The organism is Bradyrhizobium sp. Kon37 (assembly GCF_055807535.1).
Genome location: NZ_JBVVOY010000016.1, coordinates 108,710 through 128,779, shown reverse-complemented (window position 1 = coordinate 128,779; position 20,070 = coordinate 108,710). Strand labels below are relative to the sequence as shown.

At 64.3% G+C, this 20,070-nt stretch carries 20 protein-coding genes; 12 read left to right on the top strand and 8 right to left on the bottom strand.

The genetic code is table 11. The features are described from left to right. Positions 1-954, top strand: coding sequence for a YVTN family beta-propeller repeat protein (locus AC0L3J_RS26035; RefSeq protein ID WP_473348772.1), 954 nt, complete (start codon positions 1-3; stop codon positions 952-954). Between the two features lie 48 nt (positions 955-1,002). Here the strand turns inward: AC0L3J_RS26035 and AC0L3J_RS26030 are convergent, their stop codons facing one another. The 4 genes from AC0L3J_RS26030 to AC0L3J_RS26015 form a co-directional block, all read right to left on the bottom strand. Then, positions 1,003-1,677 (bottom strand): HAD-IA family hydrolase, encoded by a 675-nt coding sequence (locus tag AC0L3J_RS26030; RefSeq protein WP_473348771.1) that lies wholly within the window; start codon positions 1,675-1,677, stop codon positions 1,003-1,005. An 18-nt stretch (positions 1,678-1,695) separates the two neighbouring features. Next, positions 1,696-2,259, bottom strand: a complete 564-nt coding sequence (locus tag AC0L3J_RS26025; protein WP_473348770.1) for a DinB family protein — start codon at positions 2,257-2,259, stop codon at positions 1,696-1,698. A gap of 44 nt (positions 2,260-2,303) precedes the next feature. Then, positions 2,304-5,285 carry an excinuclease ABC subunit UvrA gene (uvrA, locus tag AC0L3J_RS26020; RefSeq protein ID WP_473348769.1) on the bottom strand — a complete coding sequence of 994 codons (2,982 nt, stop codon included), beginning with the start codon at positions 5,283-5,285 and terminating at the stop codon, positions 2,304-2,306. A gap of 281 nt (positions 5,286-5,566) precedes the next feature. After that, positions 5,567-6,256, bottom strand: coding sequence for an outer membrane protein (locus AC0L3J_RS26015; RefSeq protein ID WP_473348768.1), 690 nt, complete (start codon positions 6,254-6,256; stop codon positions 5,567-5,569). 734 nt (positions 6,257-6,990) lie between these two features. Between AC0L3J_RS26015 and AC0L3J_RS26010 the strand changes: the two genes are divergently transcribed. From AC0L3J_RS26010 to AC0L3J_RS26000, 3 genes are all read left to right on the top strand, one after another. Beyond that, positions 6,991-7,488, top strand: a complete 498-nt coding sequence (locus AC0L3J_RS26010) for a single-stranded DNA-binding protein (protein ID WP_007590726.1) — start codon at positions 6,991-6,993, stop codon at positions 7,486-7,488. Positions 7,489-7,859: 371 nt separating this feature from the next. After that, complete coding sequence (gene gyrA, locus AC0L3J_RS26005; RefSeq protein ID WP_473348767.1) at positions 7,860-10,607, top strand: DNA gyrase subunit A; 2,748 nt, start codon at positions 7,860-7,862, stop codon at positions 10,605-10,607. A gap of 126 nt (positions 10,608-10,733) precedes the next feature. After that, the gene (locus tag AC0L3J_RS26000; protein WP_473348766.1) at positions 10,734-11,111 is read left to right on the top strand and encodes a BA14K family protein; all 378 of its coding nucleotides are present in this window, start codon (positions 10,734-10,736) and stop codon (positions 11,109-11,111) included. Between the two features lie 113 nt (positions 11,112-11,224). Here the strand turns inward: AC0L3J_RS26000 and AC0L3J_RS25995 are convergent, their stop codons facing one another. Together AC0L3J_RS25995 and AC0L3J_RS25990 are read right to left on the bottom strand one after the other, a co-directional pair. After that, positions 11,225-13,078: a potassium transporter Kup gene (locus AC0L3J_RS25995; RefSeq protein WP_473348805.1), complete on the bottom strand. Its 1,854-nt coding sequence runs from the start codon at positions 13,076-13,078 to the stop codon at positions 11,225-11,227. A gap of 215 nt (positions 13,079-13,293) precedes the next feature. Next, positions 13,294-13,551 carry a hypothetical protein gene (locus AC0L3J_RS25990; RefSeq protein ID WP_473348765.1) on the bottom strand — a complete coding sequence of 86 codons (258 nt, stop codon included), beginning with the start codon at positions 13,549-13,551 and terminating at the stop codon, positions 13,294-13,296. Between the two features lie 247 nt (positions 13,552-13,798). Between AC0L3J_RS25990 and coaD the strand changes: the two genes are divergently transcribed. The 8 genes from coaD (at position 13,799) to AC0L3J_RS25950 (ending at position 18,100) form a co-directional block, all read left to right on the top strand. Then, a complete protein-coding gene (gene coaD, locus AC0L3J_RS25985; RefSeq protein ID WP_473292200.1) occupies positions 13,799-14,293 on the top strand; it encodes a pantetheine-phosphate adenylyltransferase in 495 nt (164 codons plus the stop codon). Positions 14,294-14,334: 41 nt separating this feature from the next. After that, positions 14,335-14,898, top strand: a complete 564-nt coding sequence (locus AC0L3J_RS25980; protein WP_027567049.1) for a peptidylprolyl isomerase — start codon at positions 14,335-14,337, stop codon at positions 14,896-14,898. Positions 14,899-14,906: 8 nt separating this feature from the next. Beyond that, positions 14,907-15,332: a hypothetical protein gene (locus tag AC0L3J_RS25975; RefSeq protein ID WP_473348764.1), complete on the top strand. Its 426-nt coding sequence runs from the start codon at positions 14,907-14,909 to the stop codon at positions 15,330-15,332. Next, positions 15,329-15,793, top strand: a complete 465-nt coding sequence (locus tag AC0L3J_RS25970; RefSeq protein ID WP_007590736.1) for a peptidylprolyl isomerase — start codon at positions 15,329-15,331, stop codon at positions 15,791-15,793. The genes AC0L3J_RS25975 and AC0L3J_RS25970 overlap by 4 nt, the downstream gene beginning before the upstream one ends. 140 nt (positions 15,794-15,933) lie before the next feature. Further along, positions 15,934-16,275: a DUF2185 domain-containing protein gene (locus AC0L3J_RS25965; protein WP_409188671.1), complete on the top strand. Its 342-nt coding sequence runs from the start codon at positions 15,934-15,936 to the stop codon at positions 16,273-16,275. 56 nt (positions 16,276-16,331) lie between these two features. Beyond that, positions 16,332-17,405, top strand: coding sequence for a tRNA preQ1(34) S-adenosylmethionine ribosyltransferase-isomerase QueA (gene queA, locus AC0L3J_RS25960; protein WP_473348763.1), 1,074 nt, complete (start codon positions 16,332-16,334; stop codon positions 17,403-17,405). Positions 17,406-17,462: 57 nt separating this feature from the next. Next, positions 17,463-17,705 (top strand): type II toxin-antitoxin system VapB family antitoxin, encoded by a 243-nt coding sequence (locus AC0L3J_RS25955; RefSeq protein ID WP_473292212.1) that lies wholly within the window; start codon positions 17,463-17,465, stop codon positions 17,703-17,705. Next, the gene (locus AC0L3J_RS25950; protein WP_473348762.1) at positions 17,705-18,100 is read left to right on the top strand and encodes a type II toxin-antitoxin system VapC family toxin; all 396 of its coding nucleotides are present in this window, start codon (positions 17,705-17,707) and stop codon (positions 18,098-18,100) included. The genes AC0L3J_RS25955 and AC0L3J_RS25950 overlap by 1 nt, the downstream gene beginning before the upstream one ends. Before the next feature lie 80 nt (positions 18,101-18,180). Here the strand turns inward: AC0L3J_RS25950 and AC0L3J_RS25945 are convergent, their stop codons facing one another. Beyond that, positions 18,181-19,218 carry an aspartate-semialdehyde dehydrogenase gene (locus AC0L3J_RS25945; protein ID WP_473348761.1) on the bottom strand — a complete coding sequence of 346 codons (1,038 nt, stop codon included), beginning with the start codon at positions 19,216-19,218 and terminating at the stop codon, positions 18,181-18,183. Between the two features lie 220 nt (positions 19,219-19,438). Then, the gene (locus AC0L3J_RS25940) at positions 19,439-20,041 is read right to left on the bottom strand and encodes a PepSY domain-containing protein (RefSeq protein ID WP_473348760.1); all 603 of its coding nucleotides are present in this window, start codon (positions 20,039-20,041) and stop codon (positions 19,439-19,441) included. Positions 20,042-20,070: the final 29 nt, after the last annotated feature.

Below are 20,070 nucleotides of genomic sequence, written 5' to 3'. Positions count from 1 at the left end.
GTGCGGGCGCTGGTCCTGGCGGCGCTCGCCGCCAGCCTTTGCCTTGCCGGCATCGCGCATGCGTCCGCCGACGAGGCGTTCGTCACCAACCAGCTCAGCGACGATCTGATGGTGGTGGACCTCGCCACGGCGCGTGACGTCGCGATGATCCCGATCGGCGGCAAGCCGGCCGGCATCGCCGTTAGCGCCGACGGCCGCTTTGCCTATGTCACGAGCCCGGATGCCAAGGCCGTGACCGTGGTGGACGCAGCAACGCGGCAGGTTGCGGCGCGGATCGAAGTCGGCGGCGGGCCGCTTGGCATTGCCGTCGCGCCTGATGGCAAGACCGTCTATGTCGCGGACTGGTATGCGGCGGCCGTGCGGGTGATCGATGCGGCCTCGCGCAGCGTCACGGCCAGCATCGCGGTCGGCACCTCGCCGTCGGGGCTCGCGGTGACGCCGGACGGCAAGCTGCTGCTCTCGGCCGACCGCGACGACGACAGCGTCTCGGTGGTGGACACCGCGACGCGCCAGCGCAGGGCGATGATCAAGGTCGGCACCCGTCCGTTCGGCGTCACCATCGATGCCGATGGCAAGCGCGCCTACACCGCCAATGTCGGCTCTGACGACGTCTCCGTGATCGACATCGCCGAAGCGCGCGAGATCGGCCGCGTGCCGGTCGGGATGCGCCCTTATGCGGTGGCGCTGGCGCAGGGCCGCGGCTTCGTCACCGACCAGTATGGTGGCACTGTCAGCGTGTTCGATCTGGCGATCTTGAAGCCGCTCAAGCGCATCAATGTCGGCGATTATCCCGAAGGCATTGCCGCGACCGCCGACGGCAAGCGCATCGTCGTCGCCTGCTGGGAGAGCAACACGCTCGACATCATCGACGCGATCGAGCTGAAGGTGATCGGCGAGGTCAAGACCGGCGATGGCCCGCGCGCGTTCGGGGCGTTCTTGCGCAGGACGGAGTAGGGGCGTGTAGCCCGCATGAGCGGAGCGACATGCGGGACAGGGCTCTCCTCATCCGCCGGCGTTCCCGGATATCGCTTCGCTCATCCGGGCTACTGCACCGGGGCACAGCGTCCATACAATCTCGTCCATCCGCTCGAACATGTGATCCGGCGCCAGCGCCCGCAGCGCGGCCGGTGCCGCATAACCCCAGCCCACCGCGCCGCAGGCGGTCCCCACAGCCCGCGCCGCCTCGATGTCGCGCACCTCGTCGCCGATCGCGATGACCTTGCCCGGCGCCACGCCGGCGCGCCGCATGACGCGGCGGAATTTAGCGGGCTTGCCGAACAGCGAGGCCGCGCAATCGAAATGCGCGAACAGCGCCGCGCAATCGCCGAGTTTTTCGCGCGCATTGGCTTCGCTGTCCGACGTCACCAGTGCGAGCTGCACGCCGTTACCGGCCAGCGTTTTCAACATTGTCTCGACGCCCGCAAACAACGCAATTTCCGCCGCTGCCTCCGCCTTCAGCCGCCGCGCATGCCGCGCGATCGCCGGTAGCTTCCACAAGGGCACCTCGAGCCGGCTGAGGATCTCGCGCGACGAAGCATGCCGCAGCCCCTGGACGTCTTCATCGGCGACACGGCGAAAGCCGAAGCGGTCGGCGACGTCGTTGATGGTGCGCAGGAACCACGGAAAGCTGTCGGCCAGCGTGCCGTCGAGATCGAAGATGGCGAGGGAATAGGGCATGGAGACGAAGCTACACCGCTAGGCTTTCCACACCGTTTCCTCGGTCCATCCGAGTTGGTCGAATTCGGTGGCCCTGAGCGGCGCCTCTCCCTCGGCGAAGAACTCGTCTAGCTGGGGCGGGGTAACGTGCGTTTCGGACAGCATCGCGTGGGCTTGTCCGCGATGATGAATTTGATGCTGGAACAGATGCATGAGCAGCCGGTCGCGACGTTCGATCTGCACGCGGGTGTCGCGGTTGATCCGCACGAGACCGTCGAGCAGCTCGGGCGTCAGCCCATCGCAGACGGCAATCAAGCGCTTGTCGATCGCGGACTGCGCGGGTTTTAGCGCGGCAAGCGCAGTGTGCGGCACTTCGTTCTTCCAAGCCGCCGGTCCCAGCCATCCGCCTTCAAGCGCATCGACATAGAAGAGATCAATGACATAGATGTGGTTCAGCGTGCGCTGCAGGCTTGGAAAGAAGCCGGTTCGTGCGGCTTCGAAGTCGGCCTGAGACAGCGCGGCGCAAGCGGTGAGCAGCCGGTGGTTCGCCCAGGCATTATTGTGGGCGAACGCACGATAGGTTTGCACAAGTCCGGCAGGCAAGCGCGATCTCCCTCAGACAAATGCTTCTGCTCATTCCAGGTGGGCTACTCCGCCGCCTCGCTGGCGGTCCGCCTCCGCTTCGGCTTCCGTGCCTTTGCCAGCACCGGGGCCAGGAACTTGCCCGTGTAGCTCCGCGGCGCTTTCGCGATGTCTTCCGGCGGGCCCCAGGCGACGATCTCGCCGCCGCCGTCGCCGCCTTCGGGGCCGAGGTCGATGACCCAGTCGGCGGTTTTGATGACTTCGAGATTGTGCTCGATGACGACGACCGTGTTGCCTTGCGCGACCAGCTCGTGCAGCACCTCCAGCAGCTTCTTGACGTCGTGGAAATGCAGGCCGGTGGTCGGCTCGTCCAGGATGTAGAGCGTGCGGCCGGTGGCGCGCTTGGACAGCTCCTTTGCCAGCTTGACGCGCTGGGCTTCGCCGCCCGAGAGAGTCGTGGCCTGCTGGCCGACATGGATGTAGTCGAGTCCGACACGATGCAGCGTCTGGAACGTCTCGCGCACGCGGGGGACCGCCTTGAAGAACTCGGCGGCTTCCTCGACGGTCATGTCGAGCACGTCGGCGATGCTCTTGCCCTTGAACAGCACCTCGAGCGTCTCGCGGTTGTAGCGCTTGCCCTTGCAGACGTCGCAGGTGACGTAGACGTCGGGCAAGAAGTGCATCTCGATCTTGATGACACCGTCGCCCTGGCAGGCCTCGCAGCGGCCGCCCTTGACGTTGAAGGAGAAGCGGCCGGGTTCGTAGCCGCGCGCCTTCGACTCGGGCAGGCCGGCGAACCACTCGCGGATCGGCGTGAAGGCGCCGGTATAGGTCGCGGGGTTGGAGCGCGGCGTGCGGCCGATCGGCGACTGGTCGATGTCGATGATCTTGTCGATGTGCTCGAGGCCCTCGATGCGGTCGTGCGGCGCGGCGCCTTCGCTGGCATTGTTCAGCTTGCGGGCGATCGCCTTGTACAGCGTGTCGATCAGCAGCGTCGACTTGCCGCCGCCGGAGACGCCGGTGACGCAGGTGAACAGGCCGAGCGGAATTTCGGCCGTGACGTTCTTGAGGTTATTGCCGCGCGCGTTCACCACCTTGATGGTGCGGCGATGGTTCGGCGGACGCCGCTCCGGCACCTCGACCTCGAGCTCGCCGGTGAGATATTTGCCGGTGAGCGAATTCGGGTTGCGCATGATCTCGGCGGGCGTGCCTTCGGCGATGATGTTGCCGCCATGCATGCCGGCGCCGGGGCCGATGTCGAGCACGTGGTCGGCGAGCAGGATGGCGTCCTCGTCGTGCTCGACCACGATCACGGTGTTGCCGAGGTCACGAAGTCTCTTGAGGGTGTCGAGCAGGCGCGCGTTGTCGCGCTGGTGCAAGCCGATCGAGGGCTCGTCGAGCACGTAGAGCACGCCTGTCAGCCCCGAGCCGATCTGCGAGGCCAGGCGGATGCGCTGGCTCTCGCCGCCGGACAGCGTGCCGGAGGAGCGGGAGAGCGTGAGGTAGTTGAGGCCGACGTCGAGCAGGAAGGTGAGGCGCTCGCGGATCTCCTTGAGGATGCGGCCGGCGATCTCGTTCTGCTGGGTGTTCAGCGCCTCCGGCACGGTCTCGAACCACGCGCCGGCGCCCTTCACCGACATCTCGGAGATGTCGCCGATATGCTTGCCGCCGATCTTGACGCAGAGCGCCTCGGGCTTGAGCCGAAAGCCGTGGCACGCCTCGCAGGGCACGTCGTGGAAATACTTCGCCAGCTCCTCGCGCGCCCACTCGCTCTCGGTCTCGCGATAGCGGCGGTTGATGTTGGTGATGACGCCCTCGAACGGCTTCTTGGTGTCGTAGGAGCGGACGCCGTCCTCGTAGGAGAACTTGATCTCGTCCTCGCCGGAGCCATGGAGGATCGCGTTCTGCGTCTTCTTGGGCAGATCCTTCCACTTGGTGGTCAGCGTGAACTTGTAGTGCTTGCCGAGCGCAGTCAGCGTCTGAATGTAATAGGGCGACGAGGACTTGGCCCAGGGCGCGATCGCGCCCTTGCCGATGGCGAGCTCCTTGTCGGGGATGACGAGGTCTTCGTCGACATGCTGCTCGACGCCGAGGCCGCCGCAGGCGGGGCAGGCGCCATAGGGATTGTTGAACGAGAACAGTCGCGGCTCGATCTCGGGGATGGTGAAGCCGGAGACCGGGCAGGCGAACTTTTCCGAGAACAGCATGCGCTCGGGTCCGCTTTTGTCGTGGATCTTCGCCGTCTTCTTTTTCTCCTCCGCGGGTGCTGCTGCAGCCGGCGCGTCCGCGAATTCGATCACGGCGAGGCCCTCGGCGAGCTTCAGCGCGGTCTCGAAACTTTCGGCGAGGCGCTGGCCGATGTCCGGGCGCACCACGATGCGGTCGACGACGACGTCGATGTCGTGCGGAAATTTCTTGTCGAGAACAGGGGCTTCCGCGAGCTCATGGAAGGCGCCGTCGATCTTGACGCGCTGAAAGCCCTTCTTGAGCCATTCGGCGAGCTCTTTGCGGTACTCGCCCTTGCGGCCACGCACGACCGGCGCGAGCAGATAGAGGCGCGAGCCCTCGGGCAGCGCCAGCACGCGGTCGACCATCTGCGAGACGGTCTGGCTCTCGATCGGCAGGCCGGTGGCGGGCGAATAGGGCACGCCGACGCGCGCCCACAGCAGGCGCATGTAGTCGTAGATTTCGGTCACCGTGCCGACGGTGGAGCGCGGGTTCTTCGACGTCGTCTTCTGCTCGATCGAGATCGCCGGCGACAGGCCGTCGATCTGGTCGACGTCTGGCTTCTGCATCATCTCCAGGAACTGGCGGGCATAGGCCGACAGCGATTCGACGTAGCGGCGCTGGCCCTCGGCGTAGATGGTGTCGAACGCGAGCGAGGATTTGCCGGAGCCTGACAGCCCCGTGAACACCACCAGCTTGTCGCGGGGAATCTCGACGTCGACGTTCTTGAGGTTGTGCTCGCGCGCGCCACGGATCGTAATTGCGCGCAGGTTTGATCCCACGTTCTGTTGTTGGCGCTTCGCCTTGATCACTTCATCCATCCTGGTGGTCCTCAGGGAATCCAAAAGCGCGCGATCGCGCCAACTGAACAGGCGCGCTTCGCCCGGAACCGGGATCGGCGCCGATGGGTATGCGAGTGAACGTAGGAAGAACGGGGACGGATTTCCAGTGGGACTTGCGAATCGTCAACCGATTGTTGGCGCGCTGGCGGCATCTGGCAGGAGCAGGGCTCGGGAAACTGCAGGAACGGCCGGTCAAACAAAAAGGCCGGCGCAAGGCCGGCCTTTCGTAACGCGGATGGCGTTGGAGCTAAGTACTGAACTCAGTACTTGGCGACCACCGGGCCGCCGAAGTGATAGTTCACGCCGACCTGCACGGTGTGAAACTCGAGCGTGCCGGTGGGCAGGGCGCCCGAGAAGTAGGTCTCGCCGCCGAGGCTGCGAAAGAGGTACTCGCCCTTGACCGACCACTGCGGAGCGAAGAACGCTTCGACGCCCGCACCGACGGTCCAGCCGGAGTGCCACTTGCTGTCGGAAACGGTCACGCCGAGCGCGCTGATGCTGAGCTTGTTGTCGATCCAGGCGTAACCACCGGTGCCGTAGAACAGGACGTTGTTGACGGCGTAGCCGATGCGGCCGCGCACGGTGCCCATCGCATCGGTCTTCGAGCTGAGGGTGGTGCTGACGAGGCCGAAGCCGGGGACGGCAACGGGGCCGGTGACCGACGCGCTGACGTCAGCCCAGGCGCCATCGGCCTCGATGCCGAACACGACATTGCCGGTCTGCCAGTTGTAGCCGGCGGTACCGCCGACGAAGCCGCCCTTCATCTTCGGGTCGGTCGAGGAATTTTCCCAGGCGCCGCCACCGACGATACCGAGGTAGAAGCCGGTCCAGTTGTAGACCGAAGCCATGGCCACCGGAGCCTTGGTGTAGGGGCGCGCCGCCAGATCAGCGGCCGAGGCCGGGGCAGCGAGAGCGAACAAACAGGCCGAAGCCAACAAAACCTTTTTCATTTTCAACTAATCCCAGTCCCAGTTTCTGATTGTGCCTTCCACGATAGGGAAGTGCATCGGACTCACTTGCCCAACTGAGGCCGTACTTACACCATTGAAGCCGCAAGTTGTGTCACTGGAAAGCCACAGCGGCCTGAAAATGGTGCAATTACTGACCTTTGGTTCCCCCATGGGAACAGCAATGGAAAAGGCCGGCGCGAGGCCGGCCTTGCTTTGATGGATCTCAATTCGATCAGTATTTCGCGATCACCGGACCGCGCCAGCGATAGTTCAAGCGGACGAGGCCCATGTCGCATCCCGGCGAATCCGGTCGCTGCCGAATGCCGCCCCCTCGGGCGTTGTGAAGCCGATCGTGCGGTCGCCGAGGAAGATGTGGCGGCAAAGTCCGTCCTCCGAAATGCAACAAGAACGGGGGCAGGACGAGTTCCCGTAACTTACTGAATGTTAAGTTCTTTCCATCGTTTTCGGGAACCTACAAAGGTTCCCGTCGCTGCGCGCATTCCCGCACTACATTGGCCGATCGACGCCACACATCGATGCGGTCGTTTCGCCAAGAACAAATCTGGAACGAACGGGAGGTCGATGCTATATGTGGGGATAACCGGAGGGGTGACGGACTGATCGTCGTCCGCAAGCGTTCGGCGAGCGTATAGGGTCGCCTCAACAGGCACGGCGGAACGCGGGGAGCGGACCGGCCTTCTTGAATTCAGTGGCATTCGGAGCGGAGAGCGGAGATGGCGGGAAGCGTCAACAAGGTCATTCTGGTTGGAAATCTCGGCAAGGATCCTGAAATCCGCCGCACCCAGGACGGGCGGCCGATCGCCAATCTGAGCGTCGCGACGTCGGAGACGTGGCGCGACAAGGCGACCGGCGAGCGCAAGGAAAAGACCGAGTGGCACCGCGTCGTGATCTTCAATGAAGGGCTCTGCAAGGTCGCCGAACAGTATCTGAAGAAGGGCGCGAAGATTTACGTCGAGGGGGCGCTCCAGACCCGCAAATGGACCGACCAGAGCGGCGTCGAGAAGTACTCGACCGAAGTCGTGCTGCAGGGCTTCAACTCGACCCTGACGATGCTGGACGGTCGTAGCGGCGGCGGGGGAGGCGGCAGCTTCGGCGACGAGCCGGGCGGCGATTTCGGCTCCTCCGGTCCGGTCAGCAGCGCGCCGCGCCGTCCCGTTGCTGCCGGCGGCGGTGGCCGCAACAGCGACATGGACGACGATATCCCGTTCTGAGCGATTCCGTTCTGAGAGCGGGGTGTCTCAATGCGACGCGCCGGCCGGATGGGCGGCGCTTCTCATCTCGTGTCAGAAAATCCCACTAATCGGCAGGACGGGCTCGGGATTTCCGGGCCCGCTTCATGTTTGGGGTGAGCTCGGATTGCGGCTTGGCAAGCGCGCTGACGGGGCAAGCTCGCCGCGCGATTTTCCACGCGTGAGCGGCGATTTTGCAAGGCCGATGCAGGGGCTGTCCGAGACACCGCTCGCAAGGGCTTAAGTTGTTGGAAAAATAGGCGGAAAAAGCGCTTCCCAGATCGCCGCGAGGGTGGTTATCAGAGGCTCGATGCGCTATATGATTCCCAGATAAAACCTCACCGGATTTCCCCTTGGCTGACGACGACGACAAGCCCGGCGACCAGCCGGCGCAACCCTCGGATATTCGCCCCGTCTCCATCTTCGAGGAGATGAAGAAGTCCTATCTCGACTACGCCATGAGCGTGATCGTGGCGCGGGCGCTGCCTGACGCCCGCGACGGTCTGAAGCCGGTGCATCGCCGCATCCTGTACTCGATGAACGAGCAGGGGCACACGCCGGACAAGAAGTACGTCAAGTCCGCCCGCGTGGTCGGTGACGTCATCGGTAAATATCATCCGCATGGCGACCAGTCGATCTACGACGCCATGGTCCGGATGGCGCAGGACTTCTCCATGCGCGTGCCGCTGATCGACGGCCAGGGCAATTTCGGCTCTGTCGACGGCGATCCCCCGGCTGCCTATCGTTATACCGAAGCCCGATTGACGAAGGTGGCGCTGGCTCTGCTGGCCGACATCGACAAGGACACGGTCGACTTCCAGCCGAACTACGACAACAACGAGACCGAACCGTCGGTCTTGCCGGCCAAGTTCCCGAACCTGCTCGTCAACGGCGCCGGCGGCATCGCGGTCGGCATGGCGACCAACATCCCGCCGCACAATCTCGGCGAAGTCATCGACGCCTGCGTCGCGCTGATCGACAACCCCGCGCTCACCATCGACGAGCTCATCAACATCGTGCCGGGACCGGATTTCCCGACCGGCGGCGTCATCCTCGGACGGCAGGGCATCCGCGCCGCCTATCACCTCGGGCGCGGCTCGGTCATGATGCGCGGCAAGGTCGCGATCGAGACCATCCGCAAGGAGCGCGAGGCGATCATCATCAGCGAGATTCCCTACCAGGTGAACAAGGCGACGATGGTCGAGCGCATCGCCGAACTGGTCAAGGAAAAGAAAATCGAGGGCATCGGCGACCTGCGCGATGAATCCGATCGCGACGGCTACCGCGTCGTCATCGAATTGAAGCGCGACGCCGTGCCGGATGTGGTGCTGAATCAGCTCTACAGGTTCACGCCGTTGCAGACGAGCTTCGGCGTCAACATGGTGGCGCTCGACAGCGGTCGCCCGCGGATCATGCATCTGAAGGACCTGCTGGCGATCTTCGTCGACTTCCGCGAGCGCGTCGTCACGCGGCGCACCAAGTTCCTGCTCGCCAAGGCCCGCGATCGCGCCCATATCCTGGTCGGTCTCGCGATCGCGGTCGCCAATATCGACGAGATGATCCGCGTCATCCGGACCTCGCCCGACCCGACCACCGCGCGCGACACCCTGATGTCGCGCGACTGGCCGGCCCGGGACGTCGAGGACATGCTGACGCTGATCGACGATCCGCGCCACCGCATCAGCGAGAACGGCACGATCCGGCTGTCGATGGAGCAGGCGAGGGCCATTCTTGATTTGCGCCTGCAACGCCTCACCGCACTTGGCCGCGACGAAATCCGTGAGGAGCTCGACAAGCTCGCCGGCGAGATCGCCGACTATCTCGACATCCTGCGCTCGCGCGATCGCGTGCTGGAAATCATCAAGTCCGAGCTCGCCGAAGTGAAGGCCGAGTTCGCGACCCCGCGCCGCACCGTCATCATCGAGCAGGAAGGCGAGGTCGAGGACGAGGACCTGATCCAGCGCGAGGACATGGTCGTCACCGTCTCGCACGCCGGTTACGTCAAGCGCGTGCCGCTGTCGGCCTACCGGGCCCAGCGCCGCGGCGGCAAGGGCCGCGCCGGCATGCAGACCCGCGACGAGGATTTTGTCAGTCGGCTGTTCGTGGCGTCCACGCATACGCCGATGCTGTTCTTCTCCTCCCGCGGCCAGGTCTACAAGATCAAGGTCTGGCGCCTGCCGATGGCCGCGCCGAATGCGCGCGGCAAGGCGCTGATCAACATCCTGCCGCTGGAGCAGGGCGAGCGCATCACCACCATCATGCCGCTGCCGGAGGACGAGTCCACCTGGGGCAATCTCGACGTGATGTTTGCCACGACGGGCGGCAACGTCCGGCGCAACAAGCTGTCCGACTTCGTCGACGTCCGCCGCTCCGGCATCATCGCGATGAAGCTCGACGACAACGAAGCTATCGTCGACGTGCAGATCTGCACCGAGCACGACGACGTCCTTTTGACCGGCGCCGGCGGCCAGTGCATCCGTTTCCCCGTTACCGACGTGCGCGTGTTCACCGGGCGCACCTCGATGGGCGTGCGCGGCATTGCGCTTGCCGAGGGCGACAAGGTGATCTCGCTGGCGATCCTGCGCCACGTCGAGACGACGTCCGACGAGCGCTCGGCGTACCTAAAGATGCGTCGCGCGGTCGCCGGCGAAGCTGCGGCCGAGGAGCCTGCGGCGGACGCCGAGGCCGAAGAGACGACCTCCGGCAGCTTCCAGCTCGCCCAGGAGCGCTACATCGAGATGTCGGCGCAGGAGCAGGTCGTGCTGACTGTCTCCGTCAACGGCTACGGCAAGCGGACCTCGTCCTACGAGTACCGCACCACGGGCCGCGGCGGCAAAGGCATCGTCGCCATGAGCGTCAACAACCGCAACGGCAATCTGGTCGCATCCTTCCCCGTGGAAGATGCTGACCAAATCATGCTGGTCACCGACAAGGGCCAGCTGATCCGCTGCCCAGTCGAAGGCATCCGCGTCGCCGGCCGCTCGACCCAGGGTGTGATCGTGTTCGACACCGCCGAGGACGAACACGTCGTCTCGGTCGAGCACATCACGGAAGAGGCCGAGAGCGGGAACGGGGCGAACGGAGACGCAAACGGGGAGTGATGCGCCCTGCCGCGCGCCCCCGTCCATGCGTGTGACCTTGTGACGCGATTGATTAAACCTGTTTCATGCAGGAACTGCATCAGGACGCGCTTGTTGGCTCCGCGTTGATGAATGACGGAGTTTACCATGCGAAAATCCCGAACTCTGCTTGCTGCCGTTCTCGCTGGTGCGACCGCTCTGGCCACTGTGCAATCTGCCTCGGCTGCGCCGCTTCAAGCAGATCAAGCGCTCGGTGTGAATGGAGCGAATGTCGAGACCGTCCAGTATCGCCCCGGTTGGCGTCATAGCCATCGCGGATATCACCATGGCTACGGACATCGGGGCTACGGAACCGGTGCAGCTGTGATCGGCGGACTGGCGGCCGGAGCGATTATCGGCGGCGCGATCGCCAACAGCCAGGCACGCCAGGATGCTGTGAGCTCTTGTGCCCAACGCTACAAGTCCTACGATCCGGCCTCGGGAATGTATCTGGCCTACGACGGGCAGCGTTACGCCTGTCCATAACGGACAAGCGAGGGAGCCGCGCGATCGACGTGGCTCCCGAGCTCCTCGCTTCAGCTCCGTCCGGCTGACAGTGCTTCGATATTGAAGTGTTGCTTTAGCCGCGCCGGAGCCTGCTAAATCTCCAGCTCCGTGCCGAATTCCACCACCTGCTTGGTCGGCACGCCGAAGAACGCGGCGGAGCGTTCGGCGTTGCGCTGCAGGAATGCGAACACGGTTTCGCGCCAGACCCACATGCCCGGCACGTCCTCGCGCGGGATGATGGTCTCGCGGCCGACGTAGTAGGTGATGTCGGAGAGGTCGATGCCGGGCAGCTTGCCGTGGCGGCACGCGAAGGTCAGCCCTTCGTAGATCGTCGGGTTCTGCATGAAGCCGTAATGCAGGACGACGCGGGTAATACCGGGAATGATCTCGATCACCTCGATGCGGTCTTCGTCGGCGATGTGAGGAAGCTCCTCGATCAGCACGGTGACCAGAACGATGCGCTCGTGCAGCACGTGGTTGTGCTTGACGAACTGGGTCAGCGCCAGCGGCACGCCACGCGGCGCCGACGCCAGGAACACCGCCGTGCCGGGGAGTCTGGCGCTGCACTTGTTGACCGCGGTCTCGATCAGATCCTCCTCGGGCTGGCGCAGCTTCGCGCGTGCCGCTTCGACGAGCTTCACGCCGCTGCGCCAGGTCAGCATCAGGAAGGCGACGAAGGCCGCGAGCATCAACGGAAACCAGCCGCCCTCGAACAGCTTGATCGAATTGGCCGAGAAGAAGATCACGTCGATCACGAAGAAGAAGCCGTTCACGGCAACCACGAGCCACGGCGAATAGCCCCACTGGATCGCGACGAGGGCAGCGAGCAGCGTGGTGATCGCCATCAACAGCGACACCGCGATGCCATAGGCGCCGGCCAACGCCTCCGAGCTGCCGAAGCTCAGCACGGCGCCGAGCGTTGCGGCGGCGAGCAGCCAGTTCACCAACGGCACGTAGATCTGGCCGATCGCTGCGCTCGTGGTGTGACGGATCTGCATGCGCGGCAGGAAGCCGAGCTGGATCGACTGCTGCGTCAGCGAGAACACGCCGGAGATGATGGCCTGCGAGGCGATCACGGTCGCGACCGCCGAGAACGCGACCAACGGGTAATGCAATGCGTCGGGACAGAGCTGGAAGAACGGATTTTCGATCATGGTGGGGTCGGTGATCAGCAGCGCGGCCTGGCCGAAATAGTTCAGCACCAGTGCGGGCAGGCAGATCGCGAACCAAGCCAGCCGGATCGGCAGGCGGCCGAAATGCCCCATGTCGGCATACATGGCTTCGCCGCCGGTCACCGCGAGGAAGGCGGCCCCCAGGATCGCGAAGGAAACATGAGAATCCTGGTGGATCAGGAAGTCGAACGCATAGAGCGGGCTGAGCGCCGCCAGCACCGCCGGCGCCTTGACGATGCCGTGGATGCCGAGCGCTGCCAGCACGAAGAACCAGGCCAGCATCACCGGTCCGAAGATGCGGCCGATGAAGCCGGTGCCCTGCTTCTGCATCATGAACAGTCCGATCAGGATGACGACGGTCACGGGCACGACCGCCGGCGCGAGCGAGGGCGCGTCGACCTTCAGACCTTCGATGGCTGAGAGCACCGAGATCGCCGGCGTGATCGCGCCGTCGCCGTACAGTAGCGCGGCGCCGACGAGGCCGACGACCAGCAGATGCGCGCGCCAGGTGCCGGGTTGGGCGTTGCGCGCATGCAGCAACGCCAGCAGGGCGACGATACCGCCTTCGCCGCGGTTGTCCGCACGCAGAATCAACAGCGCATATTTGAGCGAGATGATCAGCAACAGCGCCCAGAGGATCAGCGAGGCAACGCCCAGAACGGCATCATTCGTCAATGTGCCGCCGTGGGCGGCGGCCTTGGCGGCTTCCTTTAAGGCATAGAGGGGGCTGGTGCCGATATCGCCATAGACCACCCCGAGGGCGCCCATGGTCATGGCAAGCGGCAGTGGATCAGGTTGATGGCCGGAGGCGACTGCGGGCGTGCTGGACAATGGCGACCCCTCGATGGGATCGCGCCCGACGGGTCATTCCGGCGGGCGCGAGCATCGGGCAGTCTGCGACGGGACGTCGCAAATATCCATGGGTTATCTTTGGGGTCTATCGTTTGGACTTATCGCGAGGATTCCTGACGCGAAACTGACAGGCCCCGCTACGGAGTGCGATTGGCGCTCACGAGGCGAGCCTCGCGGATGTTGGCTTTGGTGCCGGCCTGACGAAGGCAGGACGCCTCGAAGTTCGGCCAAGCCTGCTGCGAGCAGTCCTTGCCGATGGTGCGGATATCGAGCCGGTCGCTTTTGGCGAGGGGCTGCGGCACGCTCGCCTCGACGGTCGGGGCGAAGCCGGGCAGAAGGGTGAGAGCGGCAGCAACACACGCAGAGATGGCGATCGCCGAAAGAGCTTTGATCATGACAGTCCCCTGTGATGCGGCCGCTACGCCCAGTTGTGCGGCCCGTCGTTCGTTGGCCGGATTAGTAACCATGGCCAGTTTCCGGACGTCTTCGCGAACGTGGGAAATGGTTTCGTTCTCGCCCCGTTTTGTTTCGTGGCCCCCTCAGGACGAAACAATTCGGCGCATTCCGACACGGTTTTGCGGAAAAACCGCCAGGGAACCCGACCGGCTTGCCGGGCCGGGCCGGGCGCGGTAGGACGTGGCCATGCCCCGCATTGCCTTCTATCCAGGTTCCTTCGACCCCATCACCAACGGCCATCTGGACGTGGTCCGGCACACCGTGTCGCTGTGCGACAGGCTCGTTGTCGCGATCGGGGTCCATCCCGGGAAGAAGCCGCTGTTCTCGACCGAGGAGCGGCTCAAGATGCTCCACGACGTCTGCGGGCCGGTGGCGGCCCAAGCGGGCTGCGTGCTCGAAGCCGTGACGTTTGACGACCTGTCGGTGACATCGGCGCGCAAGCACGGCGCGACGATCATGATTCGGGGCCTGCGCGACGGCACCGACCTCGACTACGAGATGCAGCTCGCCGGCATGAACGAGGCCATGGCGCCCGAGGTGCATACGGTCTTCCTGCCGGCTTCTCCCATGGTCCGCCCGATCACCGCCACTTTGGTGCGCCAGATCGCCGCCATGGGCGGGGACGTCTCGGCCTTCGTCCCGCCGCTGGTTGCGGCCCAGCTCAAGGCAAAATTCGCCTGATAACGGCGCGTTTCCTTTCTCATCTCTGATCCGGAGTTATCATGATCCGAATTCTCGCAGTTCTTGCCGCGGTTCTGTTCGCGGTGCCGGCGTTCGCGCAAACCTTGCCGGCCGGCCTCGACAAGGCCAACGCCATCGTCATCGACTCCACCAAAGGCCGCATCGTCATCAAGCTGAGGCCGGACCTTGCGCCCCAGCACGCCGAGCGCATCAAGCAGCTCGCGCGCGAGGGCTATTACAACAACGTGCCGTTCCACCGCGTCATGGACGGCTTCATGGCGCAGACCGGCGATGGTCAGAACTTCAACGGCACTGGCGGCTCGAAATATCCGAACCTGAAGCAGGAATTCTCCAAGGTGCATTTTGCGCGCGGCATCGTCGGCATGGCCCGGCGCGGCGACAGCGTCGACACCGCCAATTCGCAGTTCTTCATCATGTTCGCCGACGGCGGCAGCCTCGACAACCAGTACACCGTGATCGGCGAGGTCGTGCAGGGCATGGACGTCGTCGACAAGCTGAAGAAGGCGCCTCCCGGATCGAGCGGCGGCACCGTCACCGACCCCGACAAGATGGTGAAGGTGCAGGTCGCTTCCGACATCAAATAGTAGAGGCGATGGCGCGCTGCAGTGGCAAGCTCCTGCTGATTGCCGCAGTGCTGCTGCTCGGCGTCCCTGGCGCTGTCGCCGAGGACGCACAGGTCAACACCATCCAGGACATCTTCCGGCATCTGCGCACCTGCTGGAAGCCACCGCCCGCCGCCAAGGCCCGCCCGATCGACATCACCGTCGTCGTGAGCTTTAACCGGGCTGGAAACATTCTGGGCCATCCGAGGATTACCTATGAATCCGCGGAGGCCTCCGACGAGGACCGGCTGCAATACCGGGTCGCGGTGATGGAGGCATTGCAACGCTGCACGCCGATGCCATTTACCGATGCGATGGCTGGCGCCGCTGCGGGGCGTCCATTCGCGATCCAGTTTCGCAACCGCAAATCTTCACCTGACAGGACTTCACCCTCAACCCAAGAGAGACGAGCATGAGCGCCACCGAAAACACACTGATCCTCGAGACCACGCAGGGCCCCGTCACCATCGAGATGCGGCCTGATCTGGCGCCGGGCCACGTCGCGCGCATCAAGGAACTCGTGCGTGAAGGCTTCTACGACGGCATCGTGTTCCATCGCGTGATCGACGGCTTCATGGCGCAGACCGGCTGCCCGCAGGGCACCGGCACCGGGGGCTCCGGCAAGAAGCTGAAGGCCGAGTTCAACAAGGAGCCGCATGTGCGCGGCACCACCTCGATGGCACGCGCTGCCAGCCCCGATTCCGGCGACAGCCAGTTCTTTATCGTGTTCGACGACGCCCGCTTCCTCGACAACCAGTACACGGTGTGGGGCAAGGTCACCGAGGGCATGGAGAACGTCGACAAGATCAAGCGCGGCGAGCCCGTGCAGAACCCCGACAAGATCGTCAAGGCGCGAATGGCGGCTGACGCGGAGTAGGCGTTTCTCCTCATGGTGAGGAGGCGCGTAGCGCCGTCTCGAACCATGGAGGCCAAGCTGCAGCAGCGGGGCCTTCATCCTTCGAGACGCGCGTCCCGCGCTCCTCAGGATGAGGAGTGACTGGCTGACGGAGGTCTTGCTTGACAACAAAGCAATTTGTGATCGCGCCTCAGGACATAAGACCGCTCGCCCCGGAAAAGGGTGCGTGCTTGGCCTCCGATCGGATTACGGTCGGCGGTCAGCGCGTCGGTTTCATGTATCGGGAGGCGCCCGACAATACCTCTGACAGCGGCTGGCGCTTCTTTTCAGGCGAGGAGAGCCAGGACTTCGCCGATGATCCGAATAATTTCGAGATCTACGATGTGAACACAATCGCCAACTACGATCCAGATATCATCCCGCTTCTGGAGTCGCCTGCTTTCTCTGCCTTCGAACGCGAGCCTAAATCGTCTGCATTCGTTCGCACGGACTTTCCCGGCTGATGCGGGAAAGCCGCCAGAATCGCCTAATGGGCTGAAGACTATCCAACCTAGGTTCTATGCGCACCGACCTCTTCGATTTCGACCTGCCCGCCGAGCGCATCGCATTGCGCCCGGCGAGCCCGCGCGACTCCGCGAAGATGCTGGTTGTCGATCGCGGCACGTTGCGCGACCAAATCATCGCCGATCTGCCGCAATGGCTGAAGCCGGGCGACCAGCTCGTCGTCAACGACACCAAGGTGATCGCGGCGCAATTGAAAGGCCGCCGCATCGGCCGCGAGACCGAGCCAAAGATCGAGGCAACGCTGATCAAGCGCCTCGATGGCTCGCGCTGGCAGGCGCTGGTGAAGCCCGCCAAAAAACTCACGGCCGGCGACCGCATCCGCTTCGGCAACGAGGGCAAGGTCTGCCTGCTCGGCCATCTCGACGCCGAGGTCGAGGCCAAGGGCGTGGAAGGCGAGGTGACGCTGTCATTTTCGTTCCACGGCCCGACACTGGATCAGGCCATCGCCGATCTCGGCAGCCCGCCGCTGCCGCCCTACATCGCCTCGAAACGCACGCCTGACGATCAGGATCTCGCCGACTACCAGACCATGTTCGCGGCGAACGAAGGCGCCGTTGCCGCGCCGACAGCCGGCCTGCATTTCACGCCCGCGCTGGAGCAGGCGCTGCACGCGCGCGGCGTCGGCGTCAATCGCGTCACGCTGCATGTCGGGGCAGGGACCTTCCTGCCGGTGAAGGTGGACGACACCAAAGGCCACAAGATGCATGCCGAGTGGGGCACGCTCTCGGCCGAGACGGCGGAACGGCTCAACACCGCGCGCAAGACCGGCGGCCGTATCATCGCGGTCGGCACCACGTCGTTGCGTCTGCTTGAAAGCGCAGCCAGCGAAGGCGGCACTATTGAGCCGTTCGCCGCCGAGACGTCGATCTTCATCACCCCCGGCTACCGCTTCCGCGCCGTCGATGTTCTGCTGACCAATTTCCATTTGCCGAAATCGACACTGTTCATGCTGGTGTCGGCATTCTCCGGGCTGGAGACGATGCAGCAGGCCTATGCGCATGCGATCGCGACCGGCTACCGGTTCTATTCGTATGGCGATGCGTGCCTGTTGCTTCGGGCGCGGGAGTGACGGCGGCGGCGTTCTCGTGCTATACTATTCACGTCGTTTGCAGGGATCGAGTGGCCGATGAACATCCGTTCCGCGAAAGTCGATGAGCTTGCCCAGCGCCTCGCCCGCCTGACGGGGGAAGATATCGAGACGGCGCTCGAACGCGCCATCGAGGAGCGCTTGTCTCGTGTGGCGTCGCCGGCGGTCGATCGAAGAGCCGCCTTGACGTCGTTCTTCGAGCGAACCGCGCGCTTGCCCGTTCTCGATTCTCGGTCTGCCGACGAAATCCTCGGCTATGACCGTTTCGGGCTGCCGTCCTGATGGTGCTGGATACGTCTGCGATCGTCGCGACCGTAACCAACGAGCCAGATGGGCAAGGCTATCGAAAAGCCATGCTGGATGCTGCCAGCCTGTCGATGTCGGCAGTAGCCGTCCTGGAAACCAAGATCGTTCTCTCTGCCCGCTTCGGGTCATCTGCCGTGAAATTTTTCGACGAATTGCTGGAGACTGCCGGGATTGTCGTCGTGCCGTTCGACGTAGATATGGCGAAAGGCGCGTTCGAGGCATTTCAACGCTTCGGCAAGGGCGGGGGGCATCCGGCGCAACTCAACATCGTCGATTGTGCGGTCTACGCTTTGGCGAAAGCGCGTTCGCAACCGCTGCTCTTCAAGGGAGCCGACTTTGCTAAGACAGACATTCTCCCCGCGCTGCCCTGACGGTTCACTATTGTAGGTGCGCGAGCGAAGTGGTGGGCACGGCGCTCGCGCGCCTCTGCCCACCCTACGCACCTTTTGCGCTAAGCCATCACCCGCTGCGGCAGGAGCTCCGCGATCTGTACCGCGTTGAGCGCCGCGCCCTTCAACAGCTGGTCCGCCGCCACGAACATCGAGATCGAATGCCCGGAGGAGTCGCTGAGGTCCTTGCGGATGCGACCGACCAGGACGTCGTCCTGGCCCGAGGCGTCGATCGGCATCGGGAAGTAGTTCCTGGCGCGGTCGTCGACGATCCTGACGCCCGGCGCTCGTGCCATGATGGCGCGGACCAGATCCTCGCTGATCGGCTTCTCGCATTCGAAGGTGATGGCTTCGCAATGAGCCCGCAGCACCGGCACGCGCACGCAGGTGACGCCGATCGCGATCTTGTCGTCCTCGAAGATCTTGCGGGTTTCGTTGATGACCTTGGTCTCTTCGTCGTTGTAGCCGGTGTCTGGGTCGATCGCCGTGTTGTGATTGAAGAGGTTGAAGGCGTAGGGATGCGACATCACCTTCGGCGTATAAACCTGCCCGTTGAGGTTGGCGCGGGTGGACTCGACCAGCTCGTCCATCGCGGCAGCGCCGGCGCCGGAGGCCGCCTGGTAGGTTGAGATGATCACGCGCCTGATGCGGTTGCTCTGATGGATCGGCCACAGTGGCACCAGCGCCGTGATGGCGGCGCAGTTCGGGTTGGCGATGATGCCCTTGTGGTCGCGGATGCGGTTCGCGTTGATCTCGGGGATCACCAGCGGCACGTTCGGGTCCATGCGGAAGGCGGAGGAGTTGTCGACGACGACGGCGCCGGCCTTGACCGCGATCGGCGCGAACTTCTTCGAAATGCTGCCGCCGGCGGAGAACAGGGCGATGTCGACGCCTTCGAAGGCGCGTTCGGTCAACTCCTCGATGACGACGTCTTGCCCACGGAACGACACCGTCTTGCCGGCTGAGCGGGCGCTGGCGAGCGCCTTGAGCTTGCCGACGCGAAAGCCGCGCTTGTCCATGGTGGCGATGAATTCGGCGCCCACCGCACCGGTGACGCCGACAATCGCGACGACGGGATCGTTACTCACTGTGTCCTCCATTGATTTGAGAATTCAGACAACAAAAAAGCCCCGGACCAACGAGGGCGGGGCTTCGGTAGAGTGGATTGCGTTCTAGTCGACGACTACACGCGCACGCCTCCCCGGGCCCCGAAGGCCGTGGTGGTTTTAGTCGCGCGTTTGGTGGTCGTGAACATGGCGGGAGCTTATGCGGGAGAGTTTTGCGCCCGTCAATGGCTTTTCGGCGGGATTGTGGCTGCCGCTATTTGGTCCGGGCGCCCGGCGGTTCCAGGATGACCTCCTTGAGGTTGTCACCACTGATGACGACGATCGCGAAATTCAGCCGGCCGCGTTCGCGCACCAGCCCGCCGCTGATCGCCTTGCCGGAGGCCGCGCGTTCGGCGACGTGCACAGCATCCGCAAGTCGGTGCTTGATGGCGCCGAGCGCTGCGAGGTTGCTGCGGTCGTCGAGGTCGAGCTCGGCGAGAGGGAGGGCGGCTTCCCCGCCGACGAGCTCGCCGGTCGCGGCATTGATGGTGTGGCGCCAGATCCGGTCGTTGTGCAGGGTCTTCACCCGGTAGACCGGCACGCCGGAGGCTCCGTCGAAACTCACATCCGCCGTGGTGGCACCCGCGTGACGGGCTTCCGCAATCGCCATGGCCTGGTTGATCGAGATCGACGAGCTGCGGAAGCGCTCGATCTCGCGACTGACCGTCTGGCGGTCGGCCTCGGCGTCACCATCTGCGTCGCTGTGAAGGGCGGTCGACGTGCCCGTGCTCACGATCGCCCGCGCCGGCGCTGCGAGGAGGAGTGCGGATAGGGTGATCGCGAGCAATCCCGAGATCCGTCGTTTGGCTGTCGTCATGCTCGAAACCCTCGGCCAGCGAGTGTGCC

What these genes read in the sequence shown, in the direction of transcription:
- AC0L3J_RS26030 (WP_473348771.1), bottom strand. Translation starts at nt 1,677, where the DNA reads ATGCCCTATTCCCTCGCCATCTTCGATCTCGACGGCACGCTGGCCGAC.
- uvrA (WP_473348769.1), bottom strand. Translation starts at nt 5,285, where the DNA reads ATGGATGAAGTGATCAAGGCGAAGCGCCAACAACAGAACGTGGGATCA.
- AC0L3J_RS26015 (WP_473348768.1), bottom strand. Translation starts at nt 6,256, where the DNA reads ATGAAAAAGGTTTTGTTGGCTTCGGCCTGTTTGTTCGCTCTCGCTGCC.
- AC0L3J_RS26010 (WP_007590726.1), top strand. Translation starts at nt 6,991, where the DNA reads ATGGCGGGAAGCGTCAACAAGGTCATTCTGGTTGGAAATCTCGGCAAG.
- AC0L3J_RS26000 (WP_473348766.1), top strand. Translation starts at nt 10,734, where the DNA reads ATGCGAAAATCCCGAACTCTGCTTGCTGCCGTTCTCGCTGGTGCGACC.
- AC0L3J_RS25995 (WP_473348805.1), bottom strand. Translation starts at nt 13,078, where the DNA reads ATGACCATGGGCGCCCTCGGGGTGGTCTATGGCGATATCGGCACCAGC.
- AC0L3J_RS25990 (WP_473348765.1), bottom strand. Translation starts at nt 13,551, where the DNA reads ATGATCAAAGCTCTTTCGGCGATCGCCATCTCTGCGTGTGTTGCTGCC.
- coaD (WP_473292200.1), top strand. Translation starts at nt 13,799, where the DNA reads ATGCCCCGCATTGCCTTCTATCCAGGTTCCTTCGACCCCATCACCAAC.
- AC0L3J_RS25980 (WP_027567049.1), top strand. Translation starts at nt 14,335, where the DNA reads ATGATCCGAATTCTCGCAGTTCTTGCCGCGGTTCTGTTCGCGGTGCCG.
- AC0L3J_RS25975 (WP_473348764.1), top strand. Translation starts at nt 14,907, where the DNA reads ATGGCGCGCTGCAGTGGCAAGCTCCTGCTGATTGCCGCAGTGCTGCTG.
- AC0L3J_RS25970 (WP_007590736.1), top strand. Translation starts at nt 15,329, where the DNA reads ATGAGCGCCACCGAAAACACACTGATCCTCGAGACCACGCAGGGCCCC.
- queA (WP_473348763.1), top strand. Translation starts at nt 16,332, where the DNA reads ATGCGCACCGACCTCTTCGATTTCGACCTGCCCGCCGAGCGCATCGCA.
- AC0L3J_RS25955 (WP_473292212.1), top strand. Translation starts at nt 17,463, where the DNA reads ATGAACATCCGTTCCGCGAAAGTCGATGAGCTTGCCCAGCGCCTCGCC.
- AC0L3J_RS25950 (WP_473348762.1), top strand. Translation starts at nt 17,705, where the DNA reads ATGGTGCTGGATACGTCTGCGATCGTCGCGACCGTAACCAACGAGCCA.
- AC0L3J_RS25945 (WP_473348761.1), bottom strand. Translation starts at nt 19,218, where the DNA reads ATGGAGGACACAGTGAGTAACGATCCCGTCGTCGCGATTGTCGGCGTC.
- AC0L3J_RS25940 (WP_473348760.1), bottom strand. Translation starts at nt 20,041, where the DNA reads ATGACGACAGCCAAACGACGGATCTCGGGATTGCTCGCGATCACCCTA.